Source organism: Lactivibrio alcoholicus, assembly GCF_055390895.1.
Genome location: NZ_AP042471.1, coordinates 751,479 through 775,167 on the forward strand (window position 1 = coordinate 751,479; position 23,689 = coordinate 775,167).

28 protein-coding genes and 1 riboswitch are annotated in these 23,689 nt (G+C 63.1%); of the genes, 9 read left to right on the forward strand and 19 right to left on the reverse strand.

Annotated features, from left to right (window positions below; translation table 11 throughout):
• Nucleotides 1-131 precede the first annotated feature (131 nt).
• Complete coding sequence (locus ACZ5IU_RS03730; RefSeq protein WP_464420649.1) at nucleotides 132-1,337, forward strand: dicarboxylate/amino acid:cation symporter; 1,206 nt, start codon at nucleotides 132-134, stop codon at nucleotides 1,335-1,337.
• Nucleotides 1,338-1,435: 98 nt separating this feature from the next.
• Here ACZ5IU_RS03730 and ACZ5IU_RS03735 read toward each other — a convergent pair whose 3' ends face one another.
• Genes ACZ5IU_RS03735 through ACZ5IU_RS03745 form a run of 3 tightly spaced genes read right to left on the reverse strand, consistent with a single transcriptional unit; the run spans nucleotide 1,436 to nucleotide 3,256 of the window.
• Nucleotides 1,436-1,921: a chemotaxis protein CheX gene (locus ACZ5IU_RS03735; protein WP_464420651.1), complete on the reverse strand. Its 486-nt coding sequence runs from the start codon at nucleotides 1,919-1,921 to the stop codon at nucleotides 1,436-1,438.
• The gene (locus ACZ5IU_RS03740) at nucleotides 1,911-2,441 is read right to left on the reverse strand and encodes an endonuclease (protein WP_464420653.1); all 531 of its coding nucleotides are present in this window, start codon (nucleotides 2,439-2,441) and stop codon (nucleotides 1,911-1,913) included. Before ACZ5IU_RS03740 ends, ACZ5IU_RS03735 begins: the two co-directional genes overlap by 11 nt.
• On the reverse strand, nucleotides 2,387-3,256 hold the full coding sequence (locus ACZ5IU_RS03745; protein WP_464420655.1) for a lysophospholipid acyltransferase family protein: 870 nt from the start codon (nucleotides 3,254-3,256) through the stop codon (nucleotides 2,387-2,389). Before ACZ5IU_RS03745 ends, ACZ5IU_RS03740 begins: the two co-directional genes overlap by 55 nt.
• A 94-nt stretch (nucleotides 3,257-3,350) precedes the next feature.
• On the opposite strand from ACZ5IU_RS03745, the gene ACZ5IU_RS03750 reads away from it, so the two are divergent.
• Nucleotides 3,351-4,154 carry a universal stress protein gene (locus ACZ5IU_RS03750; protein ID WP_464420657.1) on the forward strand — a complete coding sequence of 268 codons (804 nt, stop codon included), beginning with the start codon at nucleotides 3,351-3,353 and terminating at the stop codon, nucleotides 4,152-4,154.
• Between the two features lie 6 nt (nucleotides 4,155-4,160).
• Here ACZ5IU_RS03750 and ACZ5IU_RS03755 read toward each other — a convergent pair whose 3' ends face one another.
• The 7 genes from ACZ5IU_RS03755 to mce all read right to left on the reverse strand — a co-directional run bounded on the left by ACZ5IU_RS03755 (nucleotide 4,161) and on the right by mce (nucleotide 9,705).
• Nucleotides 4,161-4,712: a FumA C-terminus/TtdB family hydratase beta subunit gene (locus tag ACZ5IU_RS03755; RefSeq protein ID WP_464420659.1), complete on the reverse strand. Its 552-nt coding sequence runs from the start codon at nucleotides 4,710-4,712 to the stop codon at nucleotides 4,161-4,163.
• Entirely contained in the window at nucleotides 4,709-5,581 is an 873-nt protein-coding gene (locus ACZ5IU_RS03760) for a fumarate hydratase (protein ID WP_464420661.1), read from the reverse strand. The genes ACZ5IU_RS03755 and ACZ5IU_RS03760 overlap by 4 nt, the downstream gene beginning before the upstream one ends.
• Nucleotides 5,582-5,656: 75 nt before the next feature.
• Nucleotides 5,657-6,778: a sodium ion-translocating decarboxylase subunit beta gene (locus ACZ5IU_RS03765; RefSeq protein WP_464419010.1), complete on the reverse strand. Its 1,122-nt coding sequence runs from the start codon at nucleotides 6,776-6,778 to the stop codon at nucleotides 5,657-5,659.
• A gap of 23 nt (nucleotides 6,779-6,801) precedes the next feature.
• Nucleotides 6,802-7,218: a biotin/lipoyl-containing protein gene (locus ACZ5IU_RS03770; RefSeq protein ID WP_464419008.1), complete on the reverse strand. Its 417-nt coding sequence runs from the start codon at nucleotides 7,216-7,218 to the stop codon at nucleotides 6,802-6,804.
• Between the two features lie 55 nt (nucleotides 7,219-7,273).
• On the reverse strand, nucleotides 7,274-7,720 hold the full coding sequence (locus ACZ5IU_RS03775) for an OadG family protein (RefSeq protein ID WP_464419006.1): 447 nt from the start codon (nucleotides 7,718-7,720) through the stop codon (nucleotides 7,274-7,276).
• 12 nt (nucleotides 7,721-7,732) lie between these two features.
• A complete protein-coding gene (locus tag ACZ5IU_RS03780; protein WP_464419004.1) occupies nucleotides 7,733-9,292 on the reverse strand; it encodes an acyl-CoA carboxylase subunit beta in 1,560 nt (519 codons plus the stop codon).
• Nucleotides 9,289-9,705 (reverse strand): methylmalonyl-CoA epimerase, encoded by a 417-nt coding sequence (gene mce, locus ACZ5IU_RS03785; RefSeq protein WP_464421809.1) that lies wholly within the window; start codon nucleotides 9,703-9,705, stop codon nucleotides 9,289-9,291. The genes ACZ5IU_RS03780 and mce overlap by 4 nt, the downstream gene beginning before the upstream one ends.
• 211 nt (nucleotides 9,706-9,916) lie before the next feature.
• Here mce and ACZ5IU_RS03790 point away from each other — a divergent pair, with 211 nt between their 5' ends.
• Nucleotides 9,917-10,294 (forward strand): hypothetical protein, encoded by a 378-nt coding sequence (locus tag ACZ5IU_RS03790; protein WP_464420663.1) that lies wholly within the window; start codon nucleotides 9,917-9,919, stop codon nucleotides 10,292-10,294.
• Between the two features lie 36 nt (nucleotides 10,295-10,330).
• Here the strand turns inward: ACZ5IU_RS03790 and ACZ5IU_RS03795 are convergent, their stop codons facing one another.
• A complete protein-coding gene (locus ACZ5IU_RS03795) occupies nucleotides 10,331-10,789 on the reverse strand; it encodes a universal stress protein (RefSeq protein WP_464420665.1) in 459 nt (152 codons plus the stop codon).
• A 92-nt stretch (nucleotides 10,790-10,881) separates the two neighbouring features.
• On the opposite strand from ACZ5IU_RS03795, the gene ACZ5IU_RS03800 reads away from it, so the two are divergent.
• Entirely contained in the window at nucleotides 10,882-11,652 is a 771-nt protein-coding gene (locus ACZ5IU_RS03800; protein ID WP_464420667.1) for a prepilin peptidase, read from the forward strand.
• Here the strand turns inward: ACZ5IU_RS03800 and ACZ5IU_RS03805 are convergent.
• Complete coding sequence (locus tag ACZ5IU_RS03805; protein ID WP_464420669.1) at nucleotides 11,627-12,463, reverse strand: alpha/beta fold hydrolase; 837 nt, start codon at nucleotides 12,461-12,463, stop codon at nucleotides 11,627-11,629. The two genes, ACZ5IU_RS03800 and ACZ5IU_RS03805, sit on opposite strands and share 26 nt — an antisense overlap.
• 97 nt (nucleotides 12,464-12,560) lie before the next feature.
• Nucleotides 12,561-12,669: riboswitch (TPP riboswitch) on the forward strand.
• 72 nt (nucleotides 12,670-12,741) lie between these two features.
• Between ACZ5IU_RS03805 and ACZ5IU_RS03810 the strand changes: the two genes are divergently transcribed.
• From ACZ5IU_RS03810 to ACZ5IU_RS03830, 5 genes are all read left to right on the forward strand, one after another.
• Nucleotides 12,742-13,506, forward strand: coding sequence for an ABC transporter ATP-binding protein (locus tag ACZ5IU_RS03810; protein ID WP_464420671.1), 765 nt, complete (start codon nucleotides 12,742-12,744; stop codon nucleotides 13,504-13,506).
• The gene (locus ACZ5IU_RS03815) at nucleotides 13,506-14,243 is read left to right on the forward strand and encodes an ABC transporter permease (protein WP_464420673.1); all 738 of its coding nucleotides are present in this window, start codon (nucleotides 13,506-13,508) and stop codon (nucleotides 14,241-14,243) included. The genes ACZ5IU_RS03810 and ACZ5IU_RS03815 overlap by 1 nt, the downstream gene beginning before the upstream one ends.
• 62 nt (nucleotides 14,244-14,305) lie before the next feature.
• Nucleotides 14,306-15,244, forward strand: a complete 939-nt coding sequence (locus ACZ5IU_RS03820) for an ABC transporter substrate-binding protein (RefSeq protein WP_464420675.1) — start codon at nucleotides 14,306-14,308, stop codon at nucleotides 15,242-15,244.
• Nucleotides 15,222-15,737 (forward strand): energy coupling factor transporter S component ThiW, encoded by a 516-nt coding sequence (gene thiW / locus ACZ5IU_RS03825; protein WP_464420677.1) that lies wholly within the window; start codon nucleotides 15,222-15,224, stop codon nucleotides 15,735-15,737. The genes ACZ5IU_RS03820 and thiW overlap by 23 nt, the downstream gene beginning before the upstream one ends.
• Before the next feature lie 66 nt (nucleotides 15,738-15,803).
• Complete coding sequence (locus ACZ5IU_RS03830) at nucleotides 15,804-16,751, forward strand: hypothetical protein (protein WP_464420679.1); 948 nt, start codon at nucleotides 15,804-15,806, stop codon at nucleotides 16,749-16,751.
• Here ACZ5IU_RS03830 and thiM read toward each other — a convergent pair.
• From thiM to ACZ5IU_RS03865, 7 genes are all read right to left on the reverse strand, one after another.
• Complete coding sequence (gene thiM / locus ACZ5IU_RS03835; RefSeq protein WP_464420681.1) at nucleotides 16,738-17,580, reverse strand: hydroxyethylthiazole kinase; 843 nt, start codon at nucleotides 17,578-17,580, stop codon at nucleotides 16,738-16,740. The two genes, ACZ5IU_RS03830 and thiM, sit on opposite strands and share 14 nt — an antisense overlap.
• Complete coding sequence (gene thiD / locus ACZ5IU_RS03840; RefSeq protein WP_464420683.1) at nucleotides 17,568-18,380, reverse strand: bifunctional hydroxymethylpyrimidine kinase/phosphomethylpyrimidine kinase; 813 nt, start codon at nucleotides 18,378-18,380, stop codon at nucleotides 17,568-17,570. The genes thiM and thiD overlap by 13 nt, the downstream gene beginning before the upstream one ends.
• Before the next feature lie 99 nt (nucleotides 18,381-18,479).
• Nucleotides 18,480-19,226 (reverse strand): CDP-diacylglycerol--serine O-phosphatidyltransferase, encoded by a 747-nt coding sequence (pssA, locus tag ACZ5IU_RS03845; protein ID WP_464420685.1) that lies wholly within the window; start codon nucleotides 19,224-19,226, stop codon nucleotides 18,480-18,482.
• Nucleotides 19,207-19,842, reverse strand: coding sequence for a phosphatidylserine decarboxylase (locus tag ACZ5IU_RS03850; RefSeq protein WP_464420687.1), 636 nt, complete (start codon nucleotides 19,840-19,842; stop codon nucleotides 19,207-19,209). The genes pssA and ACZ5IU_RS03850 overlap by 20 nt, the downstream gene beginning before the upstream one ends.
• 2 nt (nucleotides 19,843-19,844) lie before the next feature.
• A complete protein-coding gene (gene gyrA / locus ACZ5IU_RS03855) occupies nucleotides 19,845-22,355 on the reverse strand; it encodes a DNA gyrase subunit A (protein WP_464420689.1) in 2,511 nt (836 codons plus the stop codon).
• 150 nt (nucleotides 22,356-22,505) lie between these two features.
• Entirely contained in the window at nucleotides 22,506-23,042 is a 537-nt protein-coding gene (locus ACZ5IU_RS03860) for a nitroreductase family protein (protein ID WP_464420691.1), read from the reverse strand.
• The gene (locus ACZ5IU_RS03865) at nucleotides 23,043-23,570 is read right to left on the reverse strand and encodes a nitroreductase family protein (protein WP_464420693.1); all 528 of its coding nucleotides are present in this window, start codon (nucleotides 23,568-23,570) and stop codon (nucleotides 23,043-23,045) included.
• Between the last annotated feature and the right edge of the window lie 119 nt (nucleotides 23,571-23,689).

Below are 23,689 nucleotides of genomic sequence, written 5' to 3' on the forward strand. Positions count from 1 at the left end.
TTCGCAACTTTCGGTCTATACTCTCCATTAAATGCAGCACACATGCTTCGAATTGGAGGGGTGCGATGGACTCACGATAACCTGCTGTCCGGTTAGTTTTTCTTTCATCTTTCAACGGGAGGTGCGTTCTTTTGGAAGGAAAGAAAGGCATTCCGCTCATCTGGCAGATCGCAATAGGTTTCGTCCTCGGCATCGCGGCGGGAGCGATGGTCGGCCCCTCCATCAAAGTGATCGAACCCGTCGGAAAGGTTTTCATCACTCTTCTCAAGATGCTCATCGTCCCACTCGTGTTCTCGAGTCTCGTCGTCGGCACCGCCTCGATCGGCGACCCGCGGTCGCTCGGACGCATCGGCGGCAAGACGATATTCCTCTATCTCATCACGACGGCCGTCGCCATCGTCATCGGGCTCTCGCTCGGAAACTTCATCCAGCCGGGCGTCGGCATGGCCCTGACGGACGTCGCCAAGGCGCAGCCGAAGGCCGCCCCCGCGATCGCCGACGTCATCCTGAACCTCTTCCCGGGCAACCCGCTCAAGGCGATCGTCGAAGGCGACATGCTCCAGATCATCGTCTTCGCGCTCTTCTTCGGCGTCGCGGCGATCCTCGCGGGAGACAAGGGCAAACCCGTCATCGCGTTCTTCGATTCCGTCGCGGAAACGATGTACAAGCTCACGGGAATGGTCATGATGGTCGCTCCGTACGGCGTCTTCGCGCTGATCGCGGTGACGGTGTCGAAATACGGCCTGTCCGTTCTCGCGCCGTTTGCGAAGGTCATCGTCGCCGTCTATGTCGGTTGCGCGCTCCATGCCCTCGTCGTCTACTCGGGCCTCGTGACCGTCGTCGCGCGCCGTTCGCCGATGTGGTTCTTCTCGGGCGTGAAGGAATCCATGCTGACGGCGTTCGTCACGCGTTCAAGCTCAGCGACCCTTCCGATCACCATGCGATGCGCGAAGGAAAACCTCGGGATCTCCGAAAAGATCTCCTCGTTCGTCCTTCCGCTCGGAGCGACGATCAACATGGACGGCACGGCGCTCTACCAGGGCGTCTGCGCGCTCTTCGTCGCACAGGCCTACGGAATCCCCTTGTCGCTCGGGGCGCAGGCGAACATCGTGCTCACTGCGACGCTCGCATCGATCGGAACGGCCGGCGTTCCCGGCGCCGGACTCATCATGCTCACGCTCGTCCTGACCGCAGTCGGGCTTCCGATCGAAGGGGTCGCCCTCGTCGCGGGAATCGACGCCGTTCTCGACATGGCCCGGACGTGCATCAACGTCACGGGCGACTCGTGCGTCGCGAGCGTCGTCGCCGCCACCGAGGGAGAAACGCTCTCCAGATAGACCTCCGGACCTGTCTCACCGGACAAAAACGGGCGGATCCTCCCGCAGGGGAGCTCCGCCCGTTTCATTTGCCCGTCCGCATCGAAAAAAAGTCCCGGCTACCCGTGGAAGGAGAGGATCAGATACAAGGTCCCTCCCTGTGCCACCCGGAACGGGAGCGTAAAAGTGCGGATCCCGGGAGACTGGGTCGGGATCGTCCGGATTCCCGCACCCGTAATGATCTGCGGCGGCGTGACATCGACCCCCTGCAGCGAGGACTGGATGAGCGCACGACCGCTGACCATATTCGTCAGCTCACCGATGACGCTCATCGAAACCGCATCGTCGAGGTTCGGCTGGATCATTCCCCCCGACATGGCGGACACGACGGCGTGAAAGCCAGGCTGATCCAGCATGACAACGATCGTCCCCTGCAACCCGCCGCCGACGACGCCCACGAGTGCGGCGGCGCAACTTCCTCCCGTATTAACGCCCTGCGCCACCTCGGACTTCACAAGAGAAAGTTCGACTCCCATTTCCTTGCTCACCGAGATGAGCGACATACCGAATGTATTCACCAAGGCGGCGATCTTTTCAGCTCCCATTCTCCGTATCCTCCATTTCTTCCGGCGTCCCCGCCACCTGCAACATCCATTTCATCACGATAGCCCACGCCGCCAGGTCGTCTATATCTCTCGGAGGGACCCGCAAGGAAAGCGGAACCATTCTCCACAGGCCTCCCGGCGGATGGAGCGACCAGTAGAGCTTACGCGCCCGCAGCGTCGTTCCCGCTTCGGGGGCACATGTGACGGGTATTCCTCCGACTCGCGCGGCCTCGAGGAAAAACACTCGGTGCGTTCCTTCGCCGCAGATCACCGGATAACGAGGATTCCGCAGACAATCGGTCGTTCCCTCGAGGATCATCGGGCGAAGCCACGAATAATCGCCCTCGCGAAACCGCCGAAAAAAGCCGGGAGCATCCGTCGTCCTCCCGATACCGGAAGCGAGAAGTCGGCCAGATCCGGCCACGAACGCGAATCCGAACTTCCCGCGTCCCGGATCGATTCCCGTCAGAAACCCGCCGTCTCCGAGGTCCATGCCCACCGGTCCGTCAGCCAGAGCCACTGTCCCGGATACTCCATGATCCACGTACTTATTATATTATTGCACAGCGTCACGTCCATTTCCAGATTTTCCCCCTCCTGAAGAACCAGCGGCGGAAGAATGTTCAGGTCGTGAAGATGCCCGGTCCCGCGACGGATCGCGAAAACCGGGAGAATGGCGCTGCCGAGACGACGCGCCATTTTCACGGGACCGTAGGGCGTGCTTGCGGGAAGTCCGAGAAACGGGACGACCAGTCCGTGGCTTTTGGCATCCTGATCGATCAGGATCGCAAGCGCCTCACCGGACTTGAGACAGCGGAACGCGGCCTTCAGGTCGAATCCCTTGCCGACGGTCCTGACGCCGCACGATTCGCGAATCCCCGAGATGAGATCCGTTATGCGGTCATCGCGCTGGTCGGCGCCGATCGCGTTGACCGGATACCCCTTCCGCGCCAGCGCGGCAGCCCCCATTTCCCAGTTGCCAAGATGCGCGGAGAGCAGGATAACGCCCTTTCCCGCGGCAAGGGCGCGTTTCAGATGCTCCTCGCCGTGGATTTCCATATTGTCGAGAATCTCCTCGCGTCGCGGCATTCTGGAAAATTCCGCAATCGACCGGCCGAGATTTCCATAGCTCTCACGGACGATCGAGCGCGCGGTCGTCACGCCGACCTGGAGCGCACGGACGCAATTTTTTTCCGCCCGGTCCGTACCCTTTCGTGACAGAAATCCCACCGCCCGCGCGAGCGTCGCGCCGAACCCGAGCGCCGCACGGTGGGGAAGCGCGTCGAAGACACCCCGAACCGCGCCGATGATCTTCCATATTCCGTCCTCTCGCACAAAAACGCCTCGCTTTCTTCCTCTTTCGCTCCATGATGGAGTATACTCCAGAAGAAAATTCCTTCAAAAAACGATGCGCAGGAGGCGATGCTCCATGGCGACCCGAGTTTGTTTCCTCTCCGACACGGACGAGTTTTCCGAGAAATCGCTCGAACAGGTCTCCCTCCAGCTCGGGGGAATGCACGCCGATTTTTTGCTGGCACACGTCGTGGATTCGGGCCTGTCCGGCGACCTCCCGTCGATCGTCCATGCGACGGAAAACGTTCTGATCGATATGGCGATGCGTATCCTGCCCAAAGACCTCTTCTACGGCGTCTCGGTGGAAGCCGGGGACGTCCTCGAAACGCTTCCGGCGCTGGTGCGGGAGGAAGGATGTTCTCTCGTCGCGATCCCCGGACGACCCGGCGAAACGCTCATCCCTCTCGTCCGTGTCCTTCCGGTTCCACAGCTGCTGTTGCGAAACGAACCGGGGCGTCCGACCGATCCCCTGTTCTCGCACCTCGTCATTCCGATAGACCTCACCTTCACCCGGACCTACGCGATCCTGACGCAGTTGCGGGAGCTTCTCGACTCCGTGGGCAGGCCGGAGCGGATCACCCTGCTCCATTGCGTCCGGCTCGAAGAGCCCGGGACATCCCAGGATCTCGTGAACTCCGCATCCGAGGCTATGGAACGCGTCCTCGCCGATGTCCTGACGTGGGACATCCCCGCGGAAAGCGTCATCCTGAGCGGCGATCCGACCGTCGAATGTCCGCCGAAGATCGCCGGACTCAGTCCGTCGCTTCTCGTCGTCGGACTCTCCCGGATGGGGGACCTGCTGCAGGTCGTTCTCGGGAGCACAGGAGAGGCGCTCATCGAGGGAACGTCCTGTCCGGCGCTGATTCTCCCCGTCAACTGACCCCGGTCATCGCGCCGAAGGGCGCCTCGAGTACATATCACCGCCGAAGCAGTCCGCAGCGACGACGAGCGGCATGTCCCGCACATCGAGACGACGGACCGCCTCGGCCCCGAGATCATCGTACGCCACGGGGTCGACGCGTGTGACGCACCGCGCCATCAGCGACGCGACGCCTCCCGTCGCGCCGAAATAGACGCACCCGAAACGCATCATCGCCTCGAGAACCTCCGGGGAACGGCTTCCCTTTCCGATCGTCCCCCGGAGCCCCCGTTCGAACAGAAGCGGCGTATAGGAATCCATGCGTCCGCTCGTCGTAGGCCCGATAGGGCCGATGACCGACCCCGGTCGAGCGGGAGCGGGCCCCGCGTAAAAGATGACGGCGCCTTCGAGCGGGAACGGCGGCTCTCCGCCTTCCCGGATCGTTTCGACGATCCTCCGGTGCGCCGCGTCGCGAGCGGTGTAGACCGTTCCGGAAAGGAGAACCCTGTCTCCGGCCCGGAGCGACCGGACGATCGATTCGTCGAGCGGCGTCAGGATATTCTTCACGATGTCGCTCATCGTTCTTCCCCCTCCGATCCGCCGATGACGCGAACGACGTGCCGGTTCGCGTGACAGCAGATGTTCACCGCGACCGGCAGTCCCGCGATATGCGTCGGCGCGAACTCCACCGATACGGAGAGCGCCGTGACGCTTCCGCCGTACCCTGCCGGTCCGATTCCCAGATCGTTCGCGGCCTTCAGGATATCCGCCTCGAGCGCGGCGTACCGTGGGTCGGGATTCGGAACCCCGGCCGGACGAAGCAGCGCACGCTTGGCAAGCAGGGCGACTCCCTCGAAATCCCCGCCGATCCCGATTCCGGCCACGATCGGCGGACACGGGTTCGGCCCGGACGACGCAATCGTCTCGGTCACGAAGCGGACGACGCCGTCGCGTCCGGCGGCAGGCGTCAACATCGCGAGCGCGCTCATGTTCTCGCTGCCGAATCCCTTCGGAGCGACAGCGACCCGCACGAGGTCGCCCGGTACGATGCGGACGTGCAGAACGGCAGGCGTGTTGTCCTTCGTGTTTTTCCGGTCGAACAAAGGATCCGAGACGACCGAGGCACGGAGATATCCGTCCCGGTACGCCCGGCGGACGCCTTCGTCCACGGCCGATTCGAGCGAACCGCCGCCGATGTGGACATCCTGGCCGATATCCATAAACACGACCGCCATTCCGCAGTCCTGACAGATCGGCGTCCTCTCGCGCGCCGCGAGGTCGATATTTTCGAGGATTTCGGAAAGAACGGAACGACCGAGCGCGGAGCTTTCCGCCGCGGCGCTCCGGCGGATCAGGTCATGCATGTCGTCGGGCAGGATCGTGTTCGCTTCGAGAAACGCGTCGCGAATCACGTCCGATACGCGTTCCGCCGCAATCTCACGCAGCATGGCATCGCCTCCTGAAAAAAACAGGGGCCATCCCGGCCCCTGTCGCTGAATGCCCCGATTATACTCCCATGTCTGTCAGCTGAGGAGTGTGAGCATGACGCCGGCTGCGACGGCGGTGCCGATGACGCCGGCGACGTTGGGTCCCATGGCGTGCATGAGGAGGTAGTTTCCGGGGTTCTCCTGCTGGCAGACGCGCTGGACGACGCGGGCGGCCATCGGGACGGCGGAGACTCCCGCCGAGCCGATCATCGGGTTGATCTTTCCCTTGCTCATCACTTTCATGACCTGCCCGAACAGGACGCCTCCGGCAGTGCTGAAGACGAACGCGACGAGTCCCAGGAGCACGATCTTCAGCGTCGCGGGCGTCAGGAAGTCCTTCGCGCTCATCGTCGCCCCGACCGAGAGTCCCAGGAAGATCGTCGTCGCGTTGAGGATTTCGTTCTGCGCCGCCTGGTTCAGCCGCTCCGTGCAGCCGCATACCCGAAGCAGGTTGCCGAACATGAGCGTCCCGATCAGCGGCACCGCCGCCGGAAGGAGCAGCCCCGATCCGATCGTCGCGACGATCGGGAAGAGGATCCGCTCCATCTTGCTGACCGGCCTGAGCTGTTCCATCCGGATCGCCCGGTCCGCCTTGCTCGTGAAGAGCCTGATGACCGGCGGCTGGATCAGCGGCACGAGCGACATGTAGCTGTACGCCGCGACCGCGACCGCTCCGAGGAGCTGCGGCGCGAGTTTCATCGTCAGATAGATGCTCGTCGGGCCGTCCGCCCCTCCGATGATTCCGATCGACGCCGCTTCCTGGATCGTGAAGCCCAGCGCGACCGCTCCGATCATCGCGATGAAGACGCCGAACTGCGCCGCCGCCCCCAGGAGGAACGTCACCGGGTTCGCCAGCAGCGGCCCGAAGTCGGTGAGCGCTCCGATTCCCATGAAGATGATGACCGGGTAGATTTCGTGCTCCGTCCCGTAGAAGATGTACCGCAGGAAGCCCCCTTCGTCCATGATTCCCGACAGCGGCATGTTGACGAGGAGACAGCCGAACGAGATCGGGACGAGCAGCAGCGGCTCGAATCCCTTTCCGATCGCGAGGTAGAGCATGACGAGGGAGACGACGATCATGACGCTGTTTCCGACCGTCAGTCCGGCGAAGCCCGATGAGCTGAAGATCGCCCCCATCGATGCGATGTAGGTTTCCATCGCCCCTGCGCCTCTTTCCCGGATCAGCCCAGGACGACGAGGACGTCGCCCGTGTTGACCGATTCCCCTTCCCGCGTCCGGATTTCCCGGACCGTTCCGCCGGCGGGGGCGCTGATTTCGTTTTCCATTTTCATCGCCTCGAGGATGAGAAGGACGTCGCCGCCCGATACCTGCGCTCCGACCGCGACTCCGATCCTGAGGATCTTGCCGGGCATCGGCGCGCTGACGACGGTTCCCCCCGCGGGGGCGGGAGCCGGAGTCGCAACCGGCGCAGGAGCGGCGGCAGGAGCGGGCGCCGCCTGCGCGACCGGGATCTGGACCGGGGCCGCGACGGCGACGGGCGCTGCGGGCGCCCCGGTCGCGACGGGTGCGGAAGAGGCCATGTCCTCGACGAGGACGTCGTAGGCGGTTCCGTTGACGGTGACTCTGTATCTGTTCATGTATCGCGTTCCTCCTTCGTTTTGTCGGTGTTCGGCGTTGGGGTGCGTTCCGGCCTTATGCCGGAGCGTTCCATGTTCCTTCGAGTTCTCCGGTGTTTTCGAGCAGAGCGGCCGTCTCCCACGAGTTCCGGCGCGTCTCTCCCGCGACGCGGGCTCTTCCGCCCGCTACGGGAACGATGCTCCGGACACAGAACTCCGCCCCTCCGCGCGCCGCGAGGATCGCTCCCGTTATGGCCGCGACGGTTTCCTGCATTCCGCATACGTCCCGATGCGCCGATGCGGTCTGTACCGGAAGGGCGCCAGGGGATGCGACGGGGAGGGGCGCTTTCTTCGCGGGCGTTCCGCCGTCGGTGCCCCCACGCTCTCCGACTTTCGCCATGTATTTGATTCCGTAGATGATGAGCGCGAGGCCCCCGAGGACGAGGAAGCACGCGCTGAACGCGATGAGTCCGACGACGATCGCTCCACCGAGTCCGGTGAAGTGGCTGTGTACCGGGGTCATTGTCCCTTCCCCCTACTGCGGCATGACGCCGTGTTTCCTCTTCGGTCGACGAACGCTCTTGCCCCGCGCCAGCGTGAGCGCTCCCGCGATTTCTTCCCGCGTCTCTTCCGGCAGTATCACCCGGTCCACGAAGCCCCGCTCCGCCGCGACGTACGGGTTCGCGAACGCCGTCCGGTATTCCTCTATCTTCTGCGTCCTCATGGCCGTCGGGTCCGCCGAGTCGTCGATTTCCTTCCGGAAGACGATGTTCGCCGCGCCTTCCGCTCCCATGACCGCGATTTCCGCCTGCGGCCACGCGAGGACGACGTCCGCTCCGAGCGCCTTGCTGCACATCCCGAGGTACGCCCCTCCGTACGCCTTGCGCAATACGACCGTGACCATCGGGACGGTCGCTTCGCTGTACGCGTAGAGCATTTTCGCTCCGTGACGGATGATGCCCCCCCATTCCTGCGCGATTCCCGGAAGGTAGCCCGGAACGTCGACGAAGGTGACTATCGGGATGTTGAAGGCGTCGCAGTGACGGATGAACCGGCTCGCCTTGTCCGACGCGTCGATGTCCAGACACCCCGCCATCGTTTTCGCCTGGTTCGCTATGATTCCGATGACTTCCCCGCCGATCCGCCCGTAGCCCGTGACGATGTTTTTCGCCCACAGCGGCTGGACTTCCATGAAGTCCCCTCCGTCGACGACTTTCACGATGACGTCGAGAACGTTGTAGCTTTTGTTCGGGTTGGTCGGCACGATGTCCCGCAGCGCCGACTCTTTCCGCTCCACGGGGTCTTCCGCCACACCCTGCGGCGCTCGGTCGAGGTTGTTCGACGGAAGGTACGACAGCAGTTTCCTGACCTGCGCGAAGCATTCGTCTTCGCTCGTCGCGATGAAGTGCGCGTTGCCCGATTTCGCGTTGTGCGTCTTCGCCCCACCGAGCTCTTCGCTGCTGACGTCTTCCCCCGTGACCGCCTTGATGACCGCCGGGCCCGTGATGTGCATGATTCCCGTCTTTTCAACCATGAAGATGTAGTCGGTGAGCGCAGGGCTGTAGACCGCTCCCCCAGCCGTCGGTCCCACGATGACCGAGATCTGCGGCACGACTCCGCTCGAGACGGTGTTCCGGTAGAAGATCTCTCCGTACCCGTTCAGACTGTCGACCGCTTCCTGGATCCGCGCTCCGCCGCTGTCGTTGATCCCGATGACCGGGCTCCCCGTTTCCAGCGCCAGGTCCATCACCTTGCAGATCTTTTTCGCGTGCATCTCACCAAGCGATCCGCCGAGCACCGTGAAGTCCTGACTGTAGACGAAGACTTTCCTCCCGTCTATCGTCCCCCAGCCCGTCACGACTCCGTCTCCCGCGTATTTCTTGTCACCAAGACCGAATGTCTCGCACCGGTGCGTCACGTATTCGTCGATCTCCACAAAGCTCCCCGCGTCGAGCAACCCACCTATCCGCTCCCGCGCCGTCTTCTTCCCCTTCTCACGCTGCTTCCCTACCGCCCTCTCCCCTCCTCCGCTCCTCGCTCCCTCACGCCTCCTCAGTACCTCCTCGCATAACTCCTCTATCTTCCTCTCCGTCATCGGTGCGATTCCCCTCTCTGGCTGATTTCGAGGAGGACTCCGCCGCTCGACTTCGGATGGACGAACGCGATTCTGGCACCGCCGGCGCCGTAGCGGGGCGTTTCGTCGATGAGGCGGACCCCCTGTTCCTTGAGGGCCTTCAGGGTTTCCTCGATGTTTTCGACGCGCAACGCGATGTGGTGCAATCCCTCGCCGCGTTTTTCGATGAATTTCGCGACCGGACTTTCGGGGTCCGTCGCCTCGAGAAGTTCGACCTCCGTCTCCCCGATCGGGAGGAACGCCGTCTTCACCTTCTGTTCCTTCACCTCTTCGACGCCGGTACACCGGATACCCATCGCCTTCTCCCAGAAGGCAAGCGCGTTTTCGATGGATCCGACCGCGATCCCTATATGATCCACTGCGGTATAGTTCATTCCTTTCTCCTTCCCGCCCCTCGCATCGGGCATTCTTTTCGTCTCCGGCCGACATCCGGGATATCGGCCTTTGTTTGATGATACAAGATAACGTCGCTTCGGTCCATGAACGCAAAATCGGAATCCCGCGCCTCGCGGAGTGAAAAAATAGAAAAATATCGATTCCTCATGTAGAATACGAAACGATACGGTGGGATTGGAGGTATGGTGGATGAAGCTCACGATGTGCAAGCTTTGCGGGAAGGCGTTTCCGAGCAATGGCCCCACCACGTGCCCGCAGTGCATCGACGATCTGGATGTCCTGTACCGGCAGGTGCGGGAATTTCTCCGCGAGAATCCGAAGAAGGCCCTGAACTCCGAGGAGATGGCCGAAGAACTCGGGATCGACATCCGGCGCGTCCAGGCGCTTGTGGAGATGGGGTATCTCGAGCGGAACGTCGTCGGTGACGCGGATAGCGAAAAGGACAGGAAGCAGGATCTCGTCAGGAAGCTTCAGGCGTCCCTGTCGAAATCGGCCGAAGCATCGAGGGAGTCGTCGAGCAGGATGTACGCGCAGGACAAATACGGCGACAAGGGGCGGGGAAAGTAGCACCGGGGGTATCCGGCCCGGATGCCCCCGGTTCCGTTACAGGACGTCGTATCCCGGGCGGTAGATCAGGACGGAACAGTGAGCGTACCGCGCCACGTTCGCGGCGGTGCTTCCGACGACGAGGCGTTCGATGTTGCTCTGTCCCCTGTAGCCGATCACGATGAGGTCGAAAGAGTGTTCCTTCGCGTATTCGATGATCGTATCGGCGGGGTTTCCCTGACGGACGACGAGTTCGTGTTTCGTTTCCCCAAGGGCCGGCATGTCCTCCAGCGCCTTTCGGTAGTAGTAGTCGAGCTTTTTCCGTGCGACTTCCTCGATTTCCTGGTTCAGCTCGGCGGGGAGCCACTGTTCGTATCCGCGCCAGAGCGTCGGGTGCGGCGTTACGTGGATGAAGGTGACGTCATCTCTCAGCCGGAGCGCGAGAGAACATCCGTACGAGAAGACGGCTTCCGACATTTTGCTCATATCGATGGCGACAAGGATCTTTTTCGGCATGGAGCTTCCCCCTTTCTTGACTGTTTTACAAAACTATATCACAATCCCCCTACGGGATCCATCATCACGTTTCCTCACTACGGAGTGATCGCATGATCTGGATTCTTTTCGCTCTTTTCGCCGCTCTTGGCGCCTGCCTCGCATCGTTCGTGAACGTCGCCGCTCACCGGTCGGTTACGGGAGAATGCTGGTGGGGACGGACACGATCGCGCTGCGACAGTTGCGGCGTCGTGCTGAACGGACTCGACCTCGTTCCGCTCCTTTCTTTTCTGCTCTCGAAAGGCAGGTGCCGCCACTGCGGCGCACCCATCGGATATCGCTACCCGCTCGTGGAGATCGTCGGGGCCGCGATGGCCGGGGCACTCTATCTCCGGTGGGGGTTGTCACCCGCATTGCCGCTCGCGCTGCTCGTCGCGTTCGGATTCCTTTTGAACGCGCTCACGGATATCGAGAGCGGCTACGTATTCGACTTCTTCGCGGGAGCGATCGGCGTCGCCGGAATGCTGTTCCGTATACAGGGCGGGTGGAGCGCGCTTCTCGACGGCCTCTGGGGCGCGCTCCTCGGCGGCGGCATCATCCTGTGCATCATCATCGTGAGCCGAGGCGGCATGGGATGGGGGGACGCAACACTCGCTGCAGGCGCCGGAGCGGCTCTCGGCATGCATATGATCGGAGTCGTGCTCTACCTCGGGTTCATGATCGGAGGTCTCGTCGCCCTCGTCCTGCTCCTGTTCCGCCGCGTCTCGCGGAAGGATGCGATTCCACTCGTCCCGTTCCTCGCCGCAGGAGGATTCGCAGCCCTGCTCGCCGGCCCCCGGCTTCTCTCGCTGATCTCGCTTATTCCGGGATGGCCCTGGCGGTAAACGACGCCGCAAAATCCGTCATATCGCGCAACGGCTTGTCCGAGGGTTTCCCGTCGAGCATCCTGAAGGCGTGATCCGCACCGCTCAGGATCGTGAAAACCTTCCGGTTTTCGGGGAGCGGCACGAGATCGAAGATTCGCCGCACCGACGACTCGTCAAACGAAGCGTCACGGTCGCCGTAAAACGAAAGAAAGAATCCCGCGCGCAGGTTCCCCGCGGCGCGATGCAGCGTCTCGGCCGGAGGGACACTGTCGAGCACAGGAAGTGCGAGCTGCGCCTTCGCCTCGGCGCGGATCCGGTCGCCGGATCCCGAGGTGATGACGCCCGCGAACGCCGTGCTGATCGCCGGTACGCGCAACCCCGCCTCCCTGAGTATTGTTCCGTGTTCCGCTCCCGCGACGAGAACCGATATAATTCCTCCGAGCGAAAATCCCCAGAGAACGGTCGGTTTCGGCGGAAGTTCCGCGTCGATTCTCTCGAGCGCGGAACAGATATCGGCAAGTTCCATCGCGAACGTCTTTCCGGCGAACGCCGCGAGCGCCCATCCGACACGGTCGTCTCCCGTATCCTCCCGGACGAACGCGTCCCGGTCGCGCCGCGAGCGGCTCGTCTCGACGATGCAGACGTCCATGTCTCTCTCGTTGCAGAGTCGGGCGAGATGTCCGTATTTGTTGTCGGGCTCGGGCGACGCGCATCCGTGAACCCCGTGGAACAGTACCGTCCTGAAGACGGCCTCACGGGACGGCGCCGGAAGGTATCCCACTGGAACCCGTCCGTCCCCGAACACGCCCATCGCCTCCATCATCGGCACACAGTACCCCTCCTCTTCGATCCGTTTGCACGGCATATACCGGATTGTACCGAAAACGGGCGTATTTGACAAAACAGGCATCCCGTTGCACAATACACACATGCACTGGGGGAGTCGGCATCTACCGGCTGAGAGGAGGCTTAGAGCCTCGACCCCTAGAACCTGATCCGGGTCATGCCGGCGAAGGGAAGGACCGACGATGATACGGGTACGCTTCCACTCCCGGCGGGTATTTCCTCTTCCATTCGGCAGAGGACTCCCTTCCCGGGAGTTTTTTCATGCTTGAGGTTACCCGCCTTTCAAAAGAATACGATTCCGACTCGCCATCCGCACGAGTGTCCGTTCTCTCGGATTTTTGCCTTCGCGTGCCGACGGGGGCGTTTGCCGTTCTCGTCGGACCCTCCGGATGCGGCAAGACATCGTTTTTCGACATCCTCGTCGGGTCCGTCAGGGCCGACTCCGGGGAGATCTCATGGAAGGGGAGGCCCGTCCCGGACCTTCGGGGGCTGTGCGCCTACATGCAGCAGAAGGACCTCCTTCTTCCGTGGCTGACGCTTCTCGAGAACGCGCTGCTGCCCCGAAGCGTCGTCGGGCGCGTTTCGGCGGGCGATTTCAATGAGGCCCGCCGGCTTTTCGAACGTCTCGGGCTCGCCGGGTTCGAAAGCTTTCCGCCAGCGGCCGTATCCGGGGGAATGCGTCAGCGCTGCGCGCTCGCGCGGACGCTGATGATGTCCGGCGAGTGCGTCCTTCTCGACGAACCGCTTTCAGCGCTCGACGCGATCACGCGGCGTTCGCTGCGGCGACTGCTGATGCTGCTCCAGTCCGAGTTCGGAAAGACGGTGCTCATGATCACGCACGATGTCGAGGAAGCCCTTCTTCTTGCGGACGATCTCTACATCCTCGGTACGCGGCCGATGAGGATCCGCGAACACATCCGCCTCGATTTCCCGAAGCCGAGGTCCGAGGCGTGCGCGGAATTCGTCGCGCTGCGCGAACGAATCCTCGGGGCGCTCGAGCCGAGTGCCGCGACGGAGGCGCCGTGATGCGCCGCGTCCTTCCGCCGCTCCTTCTGGTCGCCGCGCTCTGCCTGTTCTGGGAAGGCACGGTCAGGGCGACGGGCGTTCCGTCGTATATCCTGCCACCTCCATCCCGCGTTCTCGGGACGGCCGTCGCGAAATCCCCGCTGCTGCTCTCGCATTCGATCGTCACGGCCGGGGAGATTCTTCTCGGCATCGCGCTCGCGCTCGCACTGTCCCTGCCGCTCGCCGTCGCGATGTTCTTCTCGCCCTCCCTCGACCGGGGACTCGCGCCGTTCCTCGTCGCGTCGCAGGCCATACCGGTTTTCGCACTCGCCCCGCTTTTGATCGTGTGGTTCGGGTATGGCATCGGAAGCAAGGTCGTCATGGCCGCGATCGTGATCTTCTTTCCGATCACGGTGAGTCTCCTCCACGGCTTCCGGAGCTGCCCCGAGGAACTCCGGACGCTCTTTCGCCTCATGGGGGCATCTCCGCTGACCACATTGCGGCGTCTGTACTGGCCCTTCGCGCTTCCGTATTTTTTTTCGGGACTCAGGGTCGGGGTTTCCGTCGCGACGATCGGCGCGGTTATCGGAGAGTGGGTCGGATCCCAGAGGGGGCTGGGGTACCTGATGATCCAGGCGAACGCGAGGATGTCCGTCGATCTCGTTTTCGCGGCCATCCTCTGGCTTTCCGCGATGGGTCTCGCGCTCTGGGCCTTCGTCGGAAAACTCGAACGTTCCATCGTCACGTGGAAGTCGTAGGGAAACCGGCGCATCCGCACCGGAAGAAGCGGGTACGCCTCATTCAAGGGAGGGATACGTTTATGAAAAGATTTTTTCTGGTTTTCGCGCTCGCTCTTTCCGTGGCGGCGACGAACACCGAGACGTGGGCGGCCGAAAAGCTCACGGTCATGCTCGACTGGTTCCCGAACGTGGACCATGTGCCGCTGTACGTCGCCCGCGACAAAGGCTTCCTCAGGGACGCAGGCATCGACGCCGAATTCCTGTCTCCTTCAGAGACCGCCGACGCGCTGAAACTCGCGGCGGCGGGGCAGGTAGATCTCGCTGTCGGATATCAGCCCCAGATGATCGTGGCGGCTTCTGCCGGAATCGAAGTCCGCGCCGTCGGGCGCCTCGTCGGTCACCCGCTTTCGACGCTTCTCTTCCTGAAGGGAAAGGGCATCGAAAAACCGTCGGACCTCACGGGGAAGAAGATCGGTTACACGGTTCCCGGAATGATGGACGTTCTCCTGAAGGCCTTCGCCGAACGAAACGGAATCACCCGGTACGAGGCGGTCAACGTCGGATTCACGATCGTTCCCTCGCTCGCGACGGGTGCCGTCGACGCGATCATGGGTCCTTTCAAGAACTACGAAACCGTCGAACTCGAACACAAGAACCTTGCCCCACAATGGTTCGAGCTCGAAAAGTACGGAATTCCCGATTACGACGAACTGATCGTCGTCGCCGGCGCGAAGACTCTCGCCGCGCGACGCGCGGTCGTCCGGAGCTTCGTCGGGTGCGTCGCGAAGGGCATCGAGTGGACGCGGAAACACCCCGACGAAGCGCTCGAACTATACTTCGCGGCAGTCCCGGAGGCCCCCCGCGACATGGAGCGGGAGGCTTTCCGGCGCACGCTCCCGCAGTACGCCGTGTCGCAGCGCTTCGACCGCGACAGGTGGAAGGAGTTCGCGGCTTTCGCGTTCAGGGCCGGGCTGATCGAACGGGAGGTGTCCGTCGATGCTCTCGTCGAGGACAACTGATCCAGCGCTCGTCCGGAGAACGTGCATCGCCGGGCTCCTGGCCGCAGCGGCAGTGCTCCTCTCCGGAATTTCGATTCCGGTCGGACCGACGAAATGCTTTCCCTTCCAGCACGCGGTCAACGCGATCGCGGGAGTTCTCCTGGGGCCCTGGTGGGCTGCGGGAGCCGCCGTCGTGACAAGCGTCGTACGCAATATCACGGGAACCGGAACTCTTTTCGCGTTTCCCGGAAGCATCCCCGGAGCTCTTGTCGTCGGCTTCGCGTACAGGTTTCTCCGAAAGGATTGGGCGGCCCTTCTCGAACCGCTCGGAACGGGACCGGTCGGCGCGACTCTCTCTGCGCTCCTTCTCGGACCCGCGCTCGGTATGGCGCCCGGATTCACCGCGCTCCAGTCGGCGTTTCTCGCGAGCAGCATCCCCGGAGCGATCATCGGATACGCTGTCCTCCGCATCCTGAGACGCACGATTCGGGGGGAGGATCCGGCAAAGAACTGAGACTGTCTGCGGGCTTCCTGATATACTACTTTCCGTACAGCACACCGTCCTATCGAGGTCGATGCCATGGAAGCCCGCGACGGCAAGGGATCCAGCGCCCTATCGGTTCTCAAATGTCAGATATCCATCCGGAAGACAAAGCTCGAGCGCTTCCGGATGCTTTTTGTCGCGATCTCCTCGCCGAACGCCGTCGTTTCGTTCCAGTCCGTCCCGATCGGCGAGGAGAAATCGGACGACGACCTTTCCGTCACGCTCGACACCATATCGTTCGCATCGGCCGTCGCCGAGCGCGCGACAGGACCTTCAGGGCTGATCCCAGGCACTCCGCCGGCGATCCTTTACGGACGCGTTCTCGATCTCCTCCGGCGGACCATAACGCCGGAACTCCTTAGACAGTGTTCGGAAACGCCTTCCGGAGACAAAAAAATGGAGGCGGTCATTTCGACCGCCATCGACTCGGAGCTGGGACTCCGTTCCATCGTATACGTCGCGTTCGACACGCAGGATACGGAAGCGCTCCGGCCCTTTCTGTCAGCCCGGACGAAGGAACCGCCTCCCGTCGCGCCATCCCGGGAGGAACGAAGGGAAGAACCGGCAAATCCCGTCTCGGATGCAGTCAGCGTCGTCCGGAACTGCACGCCCGCCATCGATCCGGTCGAGGGGAAGAACGCGTCGCGGCTCGGGAAGGGCGACGTGGTAGAGGTCAGGCTCCCGAAGGAATCGGGAATCTACGAGATGATCGCGAAAAACCGCGCCGATTTCGACGGGCTCGTCGCGGGGCATATCGAGAGCGTCTCGCGTGACGGAAAGGGCTATTCCCTCGTCTTCACGATCGCCGAGGGGCTCAGGGGAATGGCCGAACTCGACGGGAACTACAAGATCAAGCTGCTCTACGACGGATATGTTCCCGACGCGTCTTCCCGGTCGCGCGGGGATCTGTGGCTCGCCCCGATGGTCGTCCTCGTGTCGCTCGTGGCACTTGCGGCGGTCGTCCTCTACGTCATGACGCACTAAGCCGCCGGACGTACGCGAGACGACCGACTCCGGAGGAGGCGTCCGCGCTCCCCAGCTTCCAGAGAGCGTCCGCAAGGGCCGACTGAAAACTTCCGATTCCCGACGCGCGCCGTTCCGCCCGTTCAGAGGCGAGTTTGAGCGCAAGCAACCCCGCGAGGACCCCGCTTCCGATCCTTCTCACGGCCAGACACGCGAGGATGACCGTTCCCGCAAGGCATCCGCTCGCCGGAAGACACGGCAGAAGCTCCGAGCCGCCCCGGACCCTCCACGTTCGCTCCCCGTCGCTGACGATATCCTCAGGTCCCGTTATCGCGACGATACAGCCGAATCGCCGAGCCAAAATCCCGGCATTCTCCCCCTCGACGGGGTCGCCCGCGTCCACGCCGCGCATTCCGCTGCTCCCGCGCGCGAGAAAACGAATCTCGGAGGCGTTCCCCTTGCAGACGGAGACGAGACCCGATTCCAGAATCCGCTTCGCCTGTCCTGCCCGGGTGTCGCTCGCGCCGACGCCGACAGGGTCGAGAAGCAGCGGCTTCCCGAAGCATTCGTGGCGGATGAGCGTCTGCATCGCATCCCATCCCTCTCCGGTCGGCGTTCCGAGATTGAACAGGATTGCGTCGGACGACGCGGCGAGTCCGGCTACTTCGGGCGGAAAGGAAGACATCAGAGGCCTCGCGCCGAGCGCCGCCGCCGCGAGCGCCTGGACAGGCGCCGCAACCCGGTTGGTCAGATGGTGCAACAGGGGACGTCCAGGGCGGATCGCGCCCCAGATGTCCCCCGTCTCGGGCTCGAAGTTCCAGGAAGAGTCCGGGAGCGTCAGACGAGCCACGGCGCGAGGACCGCGTGCCCGAGCGGACCGGCCCCGTGGCCGGGTCGGAAGCTGCGTCTGAGAGCGAGCATGAGATACTGCCGCCCCCTGCGGACGGCCTCCGGCAGGTCGCCGCCAGCCGCGAGCTCGGCCGCGATGGCCGCGCTCAGCGTACAGCCGGTTCCATGGGTGTTGTCCGTCGGGACGCGCGGCGAATCGAAACGCGTGATCGTCCCGTTCGCGAACAGGATGTCCGTCACGACGTCTCCCGTTATCATGTGTCCGCCTTTGACGAGAACGGCCTTCGGCCCGAACCCGGCGATGATTCGCGCAGCCGATGCCATTTCGTCGATGTTCGCTATCGTCTGTCCGGAAAGTCGTTCCGCCTCGGGGACATTCGGCGTGACAAGCAGCGCCAGGGGGAGGAGCTCCTCCCGGAGCGCCTCGACGGCGTTCGCGTCGATCAGGGACGCGCCGCTCTGGGCGATCATGACGGGATCGACGACGAGTTTCGTGACATTGTGCCTGCGCACACCGTCGCAGACACAGCGGATGGTCTCCTCCCGGCTCAGCATTCCCGTCTTCGCCGCGTTCACGGTGAAATCGGAGAAGACTGCATCCATCTGCGCGGTAATGATCCTCGGCGAGAGATTTTCGATGTCGGACACCATCAGGCTGTTCTGCGCGGTAATCGCGGTAATGACGTTCATTCCGAAGACACGCAACGCCGCGAACGTCTTGAGATCCGCCTGTATTCCGGCGCCGCCCCCCGAATCCGTTCCCGCGATGCTCAGGGCGATCCCTCTGTAGAGCGATTCCACTTCGTTCACCTCCGATAAAAGTCCGGGGGCCCGACAAACCGGGCCCCCGGGAGCTGCTCCATCAATTCGATCCTCTCCCGAAGGAGAGGCCGCATCCACCTACATGTGGTCTTCGGCGGTCTCGTCGTCTTCGGAGGCGACCGTCGGAAGCGAGAGCCACTTTCCCCAGTCGAAGCCGACGAGTCCGCTGACGACGTAGATCGTAATCGCCGTCAGGGGCCCGGCCGAGCGGAGAAAGGCGAAGATCGCGACGGCGAGAGAGAAGAGGAAGAGGAATTTCTTCCTGTCTCCCTGTCCCTTTCTGATCCCCTTGAGGTTCCCGTACGGAACGCTCGAGATCATCAGGACTCCGACCGCGGCAAGCAGGATCATCGCCATCCAGGGCGCCAGACGTACCCCCGCGATGACGAACGACGCGACGAACAGGCCGCCTGCGGGAATCGGAATTCCCTGAAAGTGGCCGGTCACGTGGATAACGTTGAAGCGGGCGAGGCGCAGGGCGCCGCAAAGAGCGAAAAACGACGCGACGAGCGCGCCGGAGACGCCCATGAACCCCTTGAGATAGACGAGGTACAGCAGGACGGCCGGCGCGACGCCGAAACTCACGACGTCGGCGAGGCTGTCGAACTCGAGTCCGAACTGGCTTCCGCCGCCGAGACTCCGGGCGACCTTGCCGTCCATGAAGTCGAAGAACACTGCTGCGAAGATCAGCCACGCGGCCGGGACGAAGCTTCCGTGAATCGCGAGGATCAGCGAGAGCATTCCGCAGAGCAGGTTCCCGCTGGTCACCATATTCGGCGCAATTTCGCGGAAGGGGATATGCCGCCTACGCTTCATGATTTTCATGTCCCATCACTCCCAGAGCAGATTGACCGGCCGATACGCGATCACCGATTCTGACAGACAACTTTACACTCAAAGGGACATAGACGTCAACCTTGGATCCGAGTTTGATCATTCCGTACCGGGCGCCCCGGTCGAGGACGTCTCCCTTCGCGAGGCGACAGACGATGCGTCTCGCGAGAAACCCGGCGATCTGAACGAGTCTGACGGGCCCGGCTCCGGTTTCGAGCGTGACGAGCATCCGCTCGTTTTCCTCGGATGCCTTCGGGGCGAACGCCATCCATTTCTTCCCCGGGACATATTCGAGCGCCGTTACGGTTCCGCGGCACGGAAATCGGTTCACGTGGACGTCGAGCGGCGACATGAAGATCCCCACCTTTCGCATCGTCCCGAGTCCGGGGACGTCGGCCTCATGGACCTCGACGACCTTCCCGTCCGCGGGGACGACCCAGACGTCCGCGTCTTCCGGAGGAACGCGCTCCGGGTCGCGGGAAAACCAGAGGACAAATCCCAGGAGCACGACGAATACGGCCGCCAGAAGCCCGGAGAGATACAGGCTTCCGAGGGCGAGCAGCGCGCTCAGGAGAATCGCGGGGCGGCAGTCGGGAGCGAACCGCATTCCTAGTCCTCCTCGTCGCCGAGCAGGCGGACGTCGTTCTCCGGGCCCGCCGCCGGAACGGCGTCGTCGCCGACCACGTCGCAAGGCACCACGCTCACGTCCGCAACGAGGTCCCCTTCGTCGAGCCTGACGGTAATCGATCCCGTCGCCGTTCGGCTGAGCAGCGGGATTTCCGACGCCGCGACGCGGATCATCCTGCCGCGGTTCGTGATGGCGATGACCTCGTCGTCGTCGGAGACGCCCCAACAGCCCACGAGAACGCCGGTCTTCTTCCCGAGATTCATCGCCCGGACGCCGCTCCCGCCCCTGTGGTGCGTCGTGAAGTCGTCGTAGTCCGTCCGTTTTCCGACGCCGCGTTGGCTGATGATGAGCGACGTTTTTCCGGTCTGGACGATATCGCACCCGATCACGCAGTCGCCGCCGTCGAGGCGGACGGCCCGCACGCCTCGCGCGGTACGTCCCATCGAACGGAACTCCGATTCGGGAACGCGGAGCGCCTGCCCCTGTTCCGTCATCAGAAGGAGGTCGTCGGAACCCGACGTGAGTCGCACTTTGGCGATCTCGTCCCCCTCGTCGAGGGACAGGACGCGCTTCCCAGCGCGCGTGAGCGACGCGAGTTCAGAGATATCGAGCCGCTTCGCGATCCCGTTGCGCGTGATCAGAAAAATGAACTTCGAGTTCTCGACCCCGCGGCCGTACATCGAGACGACACGCTCGTCCTCTTCGATCGAGACGAACTTTGAGACGTGCCGCCCCTTCCCGTTCTTCGACTCGGGGATCATATACCCCTTGACGGCGAGCACGCGTCCCTTCGACGTGAACAGGAAAATATCCTTGTGCGTGTTCGTGACGGCGAGGATCATGATCTCGTCCTCTTCGGGCACGGACGCCCCCTTGCGCCCCTTCCCCCCGCGCCCCTGGAGTGAGTACTCCTCGAGCCCCTTCCGGCGGAGGAAGCCGTCTTTCGAGAGAACGACGACGATGTCGTTCTCGGGAATGAGATCCTCGTCCGCCAGCTCCCGTTCTGCTTCCATGATCTGCGTCTTCCTGTCGTCGCCGAAACGCCGGCCCATGTCCGTGAGTTCCTCGCGGATGACCGCATCGAGGAGCTTCGGATTTTCGAGGATCGACGTGAAGTACTCGATGTCCGCGAGAAGCTGCCGGAGCTCTTCCTCGAGTTTCTCGCGCTCGAGCCCCGTCAGGCGCTGGAGACGCATGTCGAGGATGGCCTGCGCCTGGAGTTCGGAGAATCCGAGTTCGTTCACGAGGCCGCTCCGGGCATCCTGCGTCGTGGCCGATCCGCGGATGAGCGCGATGACGCGGTCGATCATGTCGAGCGCATTCACGAGGCCTTCGACGATGTGTTCGCGCGCTTTCGCCTTGTCGAGCCGGAAGGTCGTCCGCCTGCGGACGACGTCGCGCCGGTGGTCGAGGTAGATCCGGAGCATGTCGAGCACCGGCAGAACGCGCGGCTTCCCGTCCACGAGCGCCAGGTTGATCACGCCGAACGTTGACTGGAGCTGCGATCTCCGGTAGAGCTGCCGCAACACGAGATTCGGGTCCCCCTCGCGCGAGAGCTCGAGAACGATGCGCATGCCGTCCCGATCCGACTCGTCGCGGATGTCGGAAACGCCGTCGATGTGCTTCTCCTGGACGGCCTGAACGATCGTCTCGATGAGAAGCGTCTTGTTCACCATGTAGGGGATTTCGGTGATGACTACGGAAGTTTTGCCGCGCCTTCCCTCCTCGACGTGCGTCTTGCCGCGGACGACGACGCGGCCCCGGCCCGTTCTCGCGGCATCCACGATTCCCTCGCGGCCCAGAATGATGCCGCCGGTCGGGAAATCCGGCCCGGGAAGACGGATGAGGATCTCCCCGAGGTCGGGTTCGTCGGTATCGATGAGGTAGCAGAGCGCGTCCGCCACCTCCCTGAGGTTGTGCGGCGGAATGTTCGTCGCCATGCCGACCGCGATACCAGTACTCCCGTTGACGAGAAGGTTCGGGATCGCGGACGGGAGGTACATGGGCTCCTTCAGGGATTCGTCGAAATTCGGGATCCATTCGACCGTGTTTTCCTCGATGTCCGCGAGCATAAGCTCGCCTCTCTCGTCGAGACGCGCTTCCGTGTACCGCATCGCCGCAGGGGGATCGCCGTCGATCGAGCCGAAGTTTCCCTGACCGTCCACGAGCGTGTATCGCATGCTGAAGTCCTGCGCGAGACGCGCCATCGTGTCGTAGATCGACGAGTCCCCGTGGGGGTGGTACTTGCCCATCGTTTCGCCGACGACGCGCGCCGACTTTTTGTAGGCCGTGTTATGCCTGAGGCCGAGTTCCATCATCGCGTAGAGGACCCGACGCTGCACGGGTTTGAGTCCGTCCCGCGCATCGGGGAGAGCCCTCCCGACGATGACGCTCATCGCGTAGTCCAGATAGCTGTGCTTGATCTCCTCGACGAGCGGCAGGGGGACAACCCTGCCGAAAAGAGGTTCGCTCTGTTTTTCTTCTTTGTCCATGAAAAGACTCCTCCACTTGCCATTCCCATCTTCCTGCGGGAACGATCATAGATATAACCTATTTATTGTATCATGAAGCGGGGAGCCGCCGAAGAAACGCGGCCCCCCGCTTCCGAAGCGCACATGCGCCCCTCTTCCGAAAGAAGGAGATCAGCCCCAGACGTTTCTGTGAATCCGTCTTTCCGAGACGCCTCCGTGCGGGTCCTTCGCCTCGTCGCCGTAGCCGAGCGCCGCGATCGCGACGACCTTCACGTGCGACGGAACGCCGAGGATCGGCGTGACCCTCTCCTCGCGCGGATGCCTGTCCATCACCTTGAGCCATACTCCCTCGAGCCCGAGCGCCCGGGCGGCTATCAGGATGTTCTCCGTCGCGGCCGCGGCGTCCTCGACCCACGCCATGTCCCCTTCGGGCATGACGGTTGTGTCGGCGCACACGGCGATCGCGAGCGGCGACGTCTTCATCGCGGCGCCGGAGTCGTGCGCCGTGGCGAGGGCGTCGAGCGCCGCACGGTCTTCGATGACGATGAAGTGAAGCGGACGCCTGTTATGGGCGCTGGGTGCCGAAAACGCGCATTCGAGCAGCGTCGTCACCATCTCCGGAATGACCCGTTCGCTCCGGAACTTCCGGATGCTCCGGCGTCCGAGGATGAAGCCGATCGTGGGGTCGATGTGAAAGTTCGCCGTCATTTACCATCCCTCCAGATGCAACGTCCCGTCGGGAATTCCGCTGTGCGGTTCCCGGGATTCCCTGCCGTACCCGATCACGGCGACGCCGAGAACCGCGATGCGATCCGGGATTCCGAGAATCTCCCGGATCCTCGGTTCCTGCCCGGGCTGATGTCGCACGCCGATCCACACGCCGCCGAGTCCGAGGGCATGGGCGGCCACAAGCAGGTTCTCCATGGCGGCCGAGCAGTCTTCCTCCCAGTAGCGCGCCGCGAAGTCGCTTTTGTCGGGCTCCCCGCATACCACGACGGCAAGCGGCGCCGAAGCGAGCATCTTCGCGTACGGATGCCCTCCGGCGATCGCATCAAGCTTTCCGCGCTCCGTCACGACGACGAAATGGCAGGGTCTGCTGTTCGCGGCGCTCGGAGCCGCGCTCGCGCACTCTATGAGAACGTTCACGACTTCCGGATCCACGGGACGCTCCTCGAACCGCCGGACGCTCCGTCGTCCCAGAATGGCGCGTATCGTTCCGTTGTCCCGAATCCCCATTTCCGCGCCCCCTTCCTTACGTCTCCGGCCCGTTCCCACCCAGGTCTCTCCCGGCCGAAAACGAGTCCGACGGTATGATTGTACCAGAACGGGAAGGGATATAATGGAGGTGTCCGAAT